The sequence below is a fragment of the Pseudomonas parafulva genome, from assembly GCF_002021815.1.
Lineage (GTDB): Bacteria > Pseudomonadota > Gammaproteobacteria > Pseudomonadales > Pseudomonadaceae > Aquipseudomonas > Aquipseudomonas parafulva_B.
Genome location: NZ_CP019952.1, coordinates 4,681,365 through 4,690,783 on the forward strand (window position 1 = coordinate 4,681,365; position 9,419 = coordinate 4,690,783).

7 protein-coding genes are annotated in these 9,419 nt (G+C 57.8%); 2 read left to right on the forward strand and 5 right to left on the reverse strand.

Going from position 1 to position 9,419, the window contains the following annotated elements:
- Positions 1–60: 60 nt before the first annotated feature.
- The gene (gene folE2 / locus B2J77_RS21200; protein WP_058638781.1) at positions 61–966 is read left to right on the forward strand and encodes a GTP cyclohydrolase FolE2; all 906 of its coding nucleotides are present in this window, start codon (positions 61–63) and stop codon (positions 964–966) included.
- Here folE2 and B2J77_RS21205 read toward each other — a convergent pair.
- Positions 950–1,477 (reverse strand): DUF3617 domain-containing protein, encoded by a 528-nt coding sequence (locus B2J77_RS21205; protein WP_058638780.1) that lies wholly within the window; start codon positions 1,475–1,477, stop codon positions 950–952. The two genes, folE2 and B2J77_RS21205, sit on opposite strands and share 17 nt — an antisense overlap.
- Before the next feature lie 130 nt (positions 1,478–1,607).
- Here B2J77_RS21205 and cls point away from each other — a divergent pair, with 130 nt between their 5' ends.
- Positions 1,608–3,047: a cardiolipin synthase gene (gene cls / locus B2J77_RS21210; protein WP_078479370.1), complete on the forward strand. Its 1,440-nt coding sequence runs from the start codon at positions 1,608–1,610 to the stop codon at positions 3,045–3,047.
- Between the two features lie 70 nt (positions 3,048–3,117).
- Here cls and cfaB read toward each other — a convergent pair whose 3' ends face one another.
- The 4 genes from cfaB to B2J77_RS21230 form a co-directional block, all read right to left on the reverse strand.
- A complete protein-coding gene (gene cfaB / locus B2J77_RS21215; RefSeq protein WP_078479371.1) occupies positions 3,118–4,302 on the reverse strand; it encodes a C17 cyclopropane fatty acid synthase CfaB in 1,185 nt (394 codons plus the stop codon).
- A 111-nt stretch (positions 4,303–4,413) separates the two neighbouring features.
- Positions 4,414–6,465, reverse strand: coding sequence for a TonB-dependent receptor (locus B2J77_RS21220; RefSeq protein ID WP_078479372.1), 2,052 nt, complete (start codon positions 6,463–6,465; stop codon positions 4,414–4,416).
- 338 nt (positions 6,466–6,803) lie between these two features.
- Positions 6,804–8,639 carry a glutamine--fructose-6-phosphate transaminase (isomerizing) gene (gene glmS, locus B2J77_RS21225; RefSeq protein WP_058638776.1) on the reverse strand — a complete coding sequence of 612 codons (1,836 nt, stop codon included), beginning with the start codon at positions 8,637–8,639 and terminating at the stop codon, positions 6,804–6,806.
- Between the two features lie 6 nt (positions 8,640–8,645).
- Complete coding sequence (locus B2J77_RS21230; RefSeq protein ID WP_058602719.1) at positions 8,646–9,419, reverse strand: DeoR/GlpR family DNA-binding transcription regulator; 774 nt, start codon at positions 9,417–9,419, stop codon at positions 8,646–8,648.

A 9,419-nucleotide genomic window follows, 5' to 3' on the forward strand; every position in this document is an offset into this window, starting at 1 on the left:
CACTGCGCCCATCCGCAGTGGACCCAATGTTCCACATACACGCATAGCCTTGGAAATCCCATGTCCCATCCCCCGCTTCCCGACGTCGCTGCACAGCATCTGAATTCCACCACACCATTGGACTGGGTAGGGATGTGCGGTATAGCCATGCCGATGCAGATCGGGGGCCGTCTGGTAGCAGCTACGGCAGATGCGGGTGTTAACCTTGTGGATGGCAACTCACGCGGCATACACATGTCGCGTCTGTACCTGGCGCTTGAAAATCTTGAACAGGAGCCGCTGCGTCCGCTGCTGCTGCGTCGCCTTTTAGCGAGTTTTCTCAACAGTCATGATGGGCAATCGTCTGCGGCATACGTGCGATTGAGCTATCAGCATTTGCTTAAACGGCCTGCCTTGGTTAGTCCTCTTGCCGGGTGGAAAAGCTATGACGTCGAGATCCATGCACGGATCGAACATGAAATGTTCCACGTGGAACTATCCGTTTCGATACCCTACTCGTCTACATGCCCTTGTTCAGCGGCGCTGGCTCGACAGCTTATTCAGCGACAGTTTCAAGCGCGATTTGGCATAGGAAACGTGGATAGTGATGAGGTCGTTGCGTGGCTGGGCACTTCGGAAGGCATCGTAGCGACGCCTCACAGCCAGAGGAGCATGGCGAAGATAAGTGTCAGGCTCGAGGATAATCATCCTGATCTCCCCATAACCGAGGTGATAGACAAGGCCGAGCAAGCCTTGGGCACTGCGGTACAAACCGCCGTGAAGCGCGCCGATGAGCAAGCATTCGCCCTGGCAAATGGACAAAATTTGATGTTTTGCGAGGACGCAGCCAGGCGAGTTTATGGGGCGCTAAGGGCTGTGGAATGGAGTAAAGCGTTCAAAGTGCGCGTGGAACATGCTGAAAGCCTGCATGCCCACGACGCCGTAGCAACTGCCCAGTGGCAGTGGAACATCACGTCCGAGGCTTGACCGTACCGCAGTCATTGCCCAGCCATACCGCACGTGTATTCATGCTGCCCTGCTGCTGAACACCCGACGCATTGAAAGTACCACTTACTTGTGTAGTGAATTCCTTGTCACTCAGGAAGGTAGCCTGGCCATTGCCCTGGGCCTTGGGGCAGCTGAACTGAAACTTCCAAACGTTGCCGGTGCGATCGGTAATCTTTTGAGTACAGCCGGACTTTGGATCCTGCAGGGGAATGTCATTGGTTGCCACCTGCTGAGGGGTAAGACAGGAACGCACCCCTTTACCACCCACGGTGACACCTTGCTTGGCAAGCATGCCTTCCATCATCGCCCGTTGATCGGGCGGTAGGTTCTTCAACTGACTGAGCATGAAATCCATATCAGGTAGCGGCTTGCCATCGACCTGCATATTGCTGGTAGTCAGCTCCCACAAGCCGGGTTGAAGCATTTGGGCCTGGGCCGTTACGCAACTTGCGCACAAGGCCAGCGCCAGCAACGGCATACGAATTTTCATGGAAAACACACTCCTGGAAATGCCGGTCACCCCGACGATGTTTGAGTTAGACGTTGAAACGAACCGCTTGTTGCAGGCGAACCACGTTCGTGTTCTGTTACCTAAGGTGTATTCGACAAGCAGGATGCATATGGATTACCACAGCCCCCTTTTTTTTGGCTATCTACTTGGCGTGATTCATCTGCTAGGTATTATCGCCGCGCTCCATGCGTTGTTCACAGTCCGTACTGCTCAAGGCGCCATCGCTTGGGCCATGCCGCTTTTCTTCATTCCTTACCTGACGCTCATTCCTTACCTGATATTCGGTGCGCGCTCCTTCAATGCCTACATAAAGGCCAGGCGCCAGGCCAATCAGGAAATGCATGTCGCCATGGCCAGCCTGAATTGGCGCCCTTGGGTCGAAGAAGCTCTCGCCGCTCGCGCATCGGACAGCTACGCTGCCTTGCGCGCAATGCCCAAACTCAGCCGAATGCCGTGCCTGGCCAATAATCAGGTCGAGCTGTTGATTGATGGCAAGCGCACCTTCGAGGCGGTGTTCGAAGCCATCGAGAAAGCGACGCGCGTTGTACTGGTGCAGTTTTTCATCATCCATGACGATGAACTTGGGCGGGCCTTGCAACAGATACTGCTGCGCAAGGCGGCCGAAGGCGTTCAGGTGTTTGTGCTTTATGACGGTGTCGGCAGCCATTCCCTGCCCCGCCGCTACAGCCAGCGGCTTCGTGCAGGAGGTGTGCAGATACATGCATTCGCTACCCGTCGAGGCTTGTTCAATCGCCTCCAAGTCAACTTTCGCAATCATCGCAAGATCGTCGTGGTTGATGGCTTGGTCGGCTTTGTGGGTGGTCACAATGTCGGCGACGAGTACCTGGGCGCTAACCCCAAGCTTTCCCCCTGGCGTGATACTCATATGCAAATCAGTGGGCCAGTGCTAGCGTGCCTGCAGGAATCGTTCGCTGAAGATTGGTACTGGGTAACTCGGCAGTTGCCTCCCCTGATCCTCCAGGACAACTATCCGGATGACGGCGTTCTGTGCCAGGCATTGGCCAGTGGCCCTGCAGACTCCAAGGAAACCTGCTCGCTGTTCTTTCTGGAGGCTATCCACTCGGCCAAGCATCGCGTCTGGGTAACGAGCCCGTATTTCGTTCCCGATGAAGCGGTATTCGCTGCCCTGCGGCTAGCAGCCCTACGCGGGGTAGATGTGCGTGTCCTGATTCCGTCTCGACCAGACCACAAGATCGTGTACGCCGCCTCCAGCCTGTTCGCATTCGAAGCGGTACGCGCCGGTGTACGCATGTTCCGCTATCAGCCTGGGTTCCTGCACCAGAAGGTCGTGTTGGTGGATGACGACATCAGCGCTGTCGGCAGCGCCAACCTGGATAATCGATCGTTCCGTCTGAACTTCGAGATCACCTTGCTCACCATCGACAAGGCATTCGCCGATACGGTCGAACGCATGCTCAACGAAGACTTTGCCAATGCGCGAGAGATAACGGTTGAGGAAACCGAGGCCACCCATCGGCTACAGCAGGTGGGCATGCGCATCGCAAGGTTGATTTCACCGGTGTTGTAAAACGCGCCAAGCTTCACCGACCTCACTCCTGGAGCGAGTTCGGTGAAGCTTGGCACACAGGAGGTGAGCGCTAACGGTAGAGATGCTCACGCGTCCAAGGTAGATCATGATGGCCATCCGCGTAGGACTTGACCGCCAGTATTTGATGCAGATTGATCCAGCCTTTCTCGAACGCATAGGCGCAACCTGCCAAATAAAGACGCCAGATACGCAGTGTCTTTTCCGGCACTAAAGCAGCCGCATTGTGCAGCTGGTTTTCCAGGTTCTCGCTCCAGTGATGCAGAGTCTTGGCGTAGTGCATGCGCAGGCTTTCCACGTCGACCACTTCCAACCCAGCCTCACAGACAGCGGCGCTGATCATCGACAAGTGGGGCAACTCACCGTGCGGGAATACATAGCGGTCGATGAACTCTCCAGCGCCTCGACCCACCGGGCGGCCATCCACATGCTTGGCCGTGATGCCATGGTTCATGACGAGGCCGCCTTCGCGCACTGCGCCGAATAGCGTCTTGCAATACAGCGGTAGATTGGCATGACCGACATGCTCGAACATGCCCACGCTGACGACCTTATCGAAGCGCCCGTCTTGTGGCAGGTCGCGGTAATCAAGAATCTGCAGGTCTACACTGTCGCCCAGGCCTTCGGCCTCCACACGTTCCCGGCCCAGCTTGAGCTGTTCTTTGCTCAACGTGATGCCAAAGACTTTCGCCCCATATTCACGTGCAGCGAAGCGCGCCAGACCTCCCCATCCACACCCCACATCCAGTAAGTAGTCACCGGCAGCCAGGCGCAGCTTTCGACACAGATGATCGAACTTGTCTTGCTGGGCCTGTTGCAGCGTATTGTCCGGCTCACGGAAATAGGCGCAGGAATAAACCATGTCCTGGTCCAACCATAACCGGTAAAAGTCGTTGGACACATCGTAATGGTAGGAAATGGCTTCGGCATCGGTTCGTTTGTCATGCGCCAGGCGCTGCGGAGCATGATCGCGATCATCGGGCAGCAGTGCTTCGCTGAGTTCATCGCAGACTCGGATCGCTTCACCGATGTCGCCTTCGAGCTCAAGCTTGCCTTCCACGAAAGCGGTACCCAGCTCATCCATGCTTGGATGGGTGAGCTGGGAAATCAGCTGAGGCTCCTTGACCAGAATGGTCACTTGCGGGCTGGGGCCCAAGTCGAAATGGTTGCCGTCCCACAATTTCAAACGCAACGGCAGGTGTAGACTCTGCAAAGCCGGCGGAAGCTGAGCAAGCATGGAACCCTTCCTTCCCATGTACGGGGCAAGACCCAAGACATTTCGAAAGCCACCGGTTCAGCGTAGACCATCTGTAGGAACTGTCTGTAAAACGAACGTTGCAGGCGGGGTCTACAGTTTCAGATTCAGGGAAACGAATGCTGACCGACCAGGTGCCGGCGAGAACATCGCCTGGTCGTCACCGCCCCAGAAGAAGTTGTCGTACCAGACGTATTCGTATTTGCGATCCAGCAGGTTCTTGACCTGCACATCGACGCTGGCAGCGGGCGTGATGCGGTAGCTGACGCTGGCGTCCGCGACGACAAACCCACCGTATTTGCCTTGCTCGTTAAGCTCGTCGATGTAGTAGCTTCCCTGCGCCCTACCCTGCACACCGAACTTCCAGTCATCGTTATAACGATAATCGACACCCACGGTGCTCACGTACCGAGGCGTGGAGAACACCTCCTTACCCGAGAGTGATTGCCCGGCAGCAGAAAACGCCTTGATCACCTTGGCTTCCTGGATGGCGTGGGAGGCATAGACAGTCCACTGATCATCCAGCTGGGCATTGATCTGCAAATCCACACCGCGGCGGCGCGTTTCACCCAGCCCGACCGTGGTCCCGGTACTGGGCATGTTTGCCACTTCATCGGTAGCATCCTGCTGCCAGATCGCGACCCGCGCTTGGGCGCCCTCGAACGGTCTGAACTTGATACCGACTTCTTTGCCTGTGTTGATCGACGGATCGTATGAAGGCTGCCCCGGGCTCAGGTAGGCAGGCTCGGTAGAGCCGGTGAGTATCTGGAAGGTACGCCCCCAATTGGCGTAAACGTCGATATCGGGAGTAACGCTGTAAATGACGCTCAGCTTGGGCTGTCGGATCCAGCCGTAGTCTTGCAGCGAGCCTTTGACGCCACCCAAGAGCTGCGTATTGCCGGTGAACTTATCCACCCGCATGGCCGGTATGATCTTCAGTGACTCGATGGGCTGGATAACGGCCTGAACATAGGCACCGGTGTTGCGCAGGGTATAGCGATCGTCATTCTGCACGCGCGCCGGTACGGTATCGAAGTTGGTCGGAAGGCTGAAGCTGTAACGCTCGCGACCGTAGCGGTTGTCCTGCTCCTCGTAGTTGACACCGCCGTCGAGGGTGAGGTGCTCGTTCACGCGCCATGTCAGGTTATTGAGCATGCCCGTCTGCTGTTCGTCCCATTGTCGACGCTGACGGGGCGCGTTACCGGGGCGGTAATCCGTGAAGGTGATGGTGCGATCATCGTTGTAGCCGTTGTAATACAGCTTGCTGCTAAGGCTCAGGTCATCATTGAGCTGCCAATCCGCGTGCAGGCTGAGATGCTTCATGTCGCGGTCATCACCGTCATTGGCGTTCTTCGCCGGTGATTGCGTGCGGCTGACGTGCATCTGTTCACGGGTTAGAAACCCGGACTCCTGAGCCTGGTGATGGTACAGGCGCGCGATCAGCCCAATGCGGAAATTCTGCTCGTCGTTACTAACGAACCACTTACCTCCCAGCGCGTATTTGTTCGAGTTGCTGTGATCGCGGTAGCCATTGCTGTCCTGCTTGGCAAGGATGTAGTTCTGGGCAAAATTCCCCTCCTCGTGCCCGACCGCCAACTGCACCTCACGGGTGTCGAAGCTGCCATAGGTCAGCCGGCTATCTATATAGTTGCCGCCTTGGCGCGTGGCGAAGTTGATGTTGCCCGCGATGTTGTGCAACCCGTAACGCGGGTCGTTCGTGCCCCGGACCACTTCGATGTAGTCGATATCCAGGGGAAAGATCATGTCGATGAAGCGCTGGTTGCCGCTGTTGACGTTGCTCGGGATCCCATCGATCAGCGTCTTGATACCGTTGATGTACCCTTCGCCGTTGAAAGCGCGGAACGTTACCTTGCCCGATTCGGCCCCCTGCCCTGTTTCGGTGAGCTGAATGCCCGGCATTTGGCCCAGCAGCTGCCAGCTGTTCATGACGTTCTTGTCCTCGACCTGATCACCGCCCAGCACATCGACCGAAGTGAGCACGTTCTCGGTGCTCAGCGCCACCTTGGCGTCTTGCGTGATGTTCACGGCGCCAAGAGTGATTGTGGAACTGCCGGGTTGGTCGGCGAACAGTTCAGGGGTAACCATTACCGTGAACATGGCAAGGGAGGCCGGGGTGACTCGCATGGGTGCTCCTGGGTGAGTAGACAGGGAAGAGATCAGGTGCCGGGAAGCTCGCTAAAAAGTGCTAAGCCTTTAGACGTTATATCATAACCAATTAAACGTTATGATATATCAACTCAATTCCATCTATCTGATGTTAAAGCACCGAGATTCGAGACGGCCGCAGGAAGCATTAGGTGTAGGGTTTCGGCCCAACCAACTCTGAAGCGCAAGAGCATGAAAAATCGCCAATAAAAACCCCCGTGAAAACGGGGGTTTTGACTGCCGGTCGATCAGATGATCACCGACCGTATTTCACGGCTTCTGCTCGACGTTAAGCTGGCACTGTCGAAAAGCTGCCCTCACTCCACCGTCACCGACTTCGCCAAATTCCGCGGCTGGTCAACATCAGTCCCCTTGAGCACGGCGACATAGTACGAGAGCAACTGCAAAGGAATGGTGTACAGAATCGGCGCCAGCGCATCCGCGATATGCGGGACCGGAATCACATGGGTCCCTTCGCCATTGCTCAACCCGGCTTGCTCGTCAGCGAAGACCACCAGCTCACCGCCGCGTGCACGCACCTCCTGCAGGTTGGACTTGAGCTTCTCCAGCAGTTCGTTGTTCGGCGCAACGGTCACCACCGGCATGTCGTTATCCACAAGCGCCAGCGGGCCATGTTTGAGCTCGCCCGCGGGGTAGGCTTCGGCGTGGATATAGGAGATTTCCTTGAGCTTGAGCGCACCTTCCATGGCCACCGGGTATTGAGCGCCGCGGCCCAGGAACAAGGTGTGATGCTTGTCAGCGAACAACTCGGCGACTTTCTCGACGGTTGCGTCCATGGCCAATGCTTCACCCAAACGTGTTGGCAGGCGGCGCAGTTCCTCGACCAGTTCAGCTTCGACGCCCTTGTCCAGGGTGCCGCGCACCTGGCCCAAGGCCAAGGTCAGAAGCATCAACGACACCAGCTGGGTGGTGAAGGCCTTGGTCGAAGCGACGCCGATTTCCGGGCCGGCCAGGGTCAGCAATGTCAGGTCGGATTCACGCACCAGCGAGCTGATGCCCACGTTGCAGATCGCCAGGCTGCCAAGGAAGCCCAGCTCCTTGGCGTTGCGCAGCGCTGCCAGGGTATCGGCGGTCTCGCCTGACTGGGAGATGGAAACGAACAGCGTATCGGGCTGCACGACCACCTTGCGGTAACGGAACTCGCTCGCTACTTCTACCTGGCAGGGTATCCCCGCCAGGCTTTCCAGCCAGTAACGTGCAACCATGCCGGCGTGATAGCTGGTACCACAGGCTACGATCTGCACATTGCGCACTTTGCCAAACAGCTCGGCTGCCTGCGGACCGAATGCCTGTACCAGGACATGGTCATGGCCCAAGCGACCTTCCAATGTGCGTTGCACCACCCGCGGCTGCTCGTGGATTTCCTTAAGCATGAAGTGACGGTACTGGCCCTTGTCAGCGGCCTCGGCGCCTTCGTGGTACTGCACGGTTTCACGCTGCACAGGATGGCCATCGTGGTCCCAGACGGCGACGTGGTCGCGACGGATCTCGGCGATATCGCCCTCTTCGAGATACATGAAGCGATCGGTGACCTGCCGCAGGGCCAGTTGGTCAGAGGCAAGGAAATTTTCACCGAGGCCCAGGCCAATCACCAACGGGCTGCCGCTACGCGCAGCGACCAGGCGGTCAGGCTGGCTTTTGCTGATCAATGCCAGGCCATAGGCACCGTGCAGGCGCTTGACCGCAGCCTTCAAGGCGTCTGCCAGGTCGGGAATGCCCTTGAGGAGATGGTCGATCAGGTGGACGATCACTTCGGTATCGGTCTGGGACACGAAGGCATAGCCCAATCCCTTCAGTTCCTCGCGCAGTTCCTCGTGGTTCTCGATGATGCCGTTGTGCACAACGGCCACGTCATGGCCTGAGAAATGCGGGTGGGCATTGGTTTCGGTAGGCGCGCCATGGGTTGCCCAGCGCGTATGCGCGATGCCGAGCCGTCCTGCGATTGGCTCGAGCGCGACGGCTGCTTCAAGCTCGCTGACCTTGCCGATGCGGCGACGGCGTTGCAATTCGCCCTCGGGCGTCAGCACCGCCAGGCCTGCGCTGTCATACCCACGGTATTCAAGACGCTTCAGGCCCTCGATAAGGATGGCGGTAATGTTGCGTTCGGCCACAGCACCTACAATTCCACACATGCTTGGTTACTCCTGACTGATAGCGGCGCAGATCAGATTGACGCCGCGTGCTTTAATTTGTGCGCGTGCCTGTTCGCACAGGCGTTCGTCCGAGATCAGGGTGTGCACCCTGCCCCACGGCAGTTCGAGGTTGGGAATCTTGCGGCCGACCTTGTCCGACTCAACCATCACGATCACCTCACGGGCGACCTCGGCCATGACGCGGCTCAGACCCAGCAATTCGTTGAATGTGGTGGTACCGCGTTCCAGGTCGATGCCATCGGCCCCGATGAACAACTGGTCGAAGTCATACGAGCGCAGAACCTGTTCGGCCACCTGGCCTTGAAAGGACTCGGAATGCGGGTCCCAGGTGCCACCTGTCATCAGCAGCACCGGCTCGTGCTCGAGTTCGCTGATGGCCCGGGCAACATTGAGCGAATTGGTCATGACCACCAGGCCCGGCTGGCGACCGAGTTCAGGGATCATGGCGGCGGTGGTACTGCCGCTGTCGATGATGATCCGAGCGTGTTCGCGGATGAGGTTCACAGCGGCACGTGCAATGGCACGCTTGTAGGCCGACACGGGTTGCGCCGGCTCCGCCAGCAACTCCTGCGGCATGGTTACAGCCCCGCCGTAGCGGCGCAGCAACAAACCATTGCTTTCCAGTGCCGCCAGGTCCTTGCGGATAGTGACCTCGGACGTGTCAAACCGTCTCGCCAGCGCATCCACGCTGACCTCGCCCTGCTCCGCGAGCAGGGCCAGTATGTTATGGCGGCGTTGTGGCGTGTTTCGTTTCGACAT

What these genes read in the sequence shown, in the direction of transcription:
- folE2 (WP_058638781.1), top strand. Translation starts at nt 61, where the DNA reads ATGTCCCATCCCCCGCTTCCCGACGTCGCTGCACAGCATCTGAATTCC.
- B2J77_RS21205 (WP_058638780.1), bottom strand. Translation starts at nt 1,477, where the DNA reads ATGAAAATTCGTATGCCGTTGCTGGCGCTGGCCTTGTGCGCAAGTTGC.
- cls (WP_078479370.1), top strand. Translation starts at nt 1,608, where the DNA reads ATGGATTACCACAGCCCCCTTTTTTTTGGCTATCTACTTGGCGTGATT.
- cfaB (WP_078479371.1), bottom strand. Translation starts at nt 4,302, where the DNA reads ATGCTTGCTCAGCTTCCGCCGGCTTTGCAGAGTCTACACCTGCCGTTG.
- B2J77_RS21220 (WP_078479372.1), bottom strand. Translation starts at nt 6,465, where the DNA reads ATGCGAGTCACCCCGGCCTCCCTTGCCATGTTCACGGTAATGGTTACC.
- glmS (WP_058638776.1), bottom strand. Translation starts at nt 8,639, where the DNA reads ATGTGTGGAATTGTAGGTGCTGTGGCCGAACGCAACATTACCGCCATC.
- B2J77_RS21230 (WP_058602719.1), bottom strand. Translation starts at nt 9,419, where the DNA reads ATGTCGAAACGAAACACGCCACAACGCCGCCATAACATACTGGCCCTG.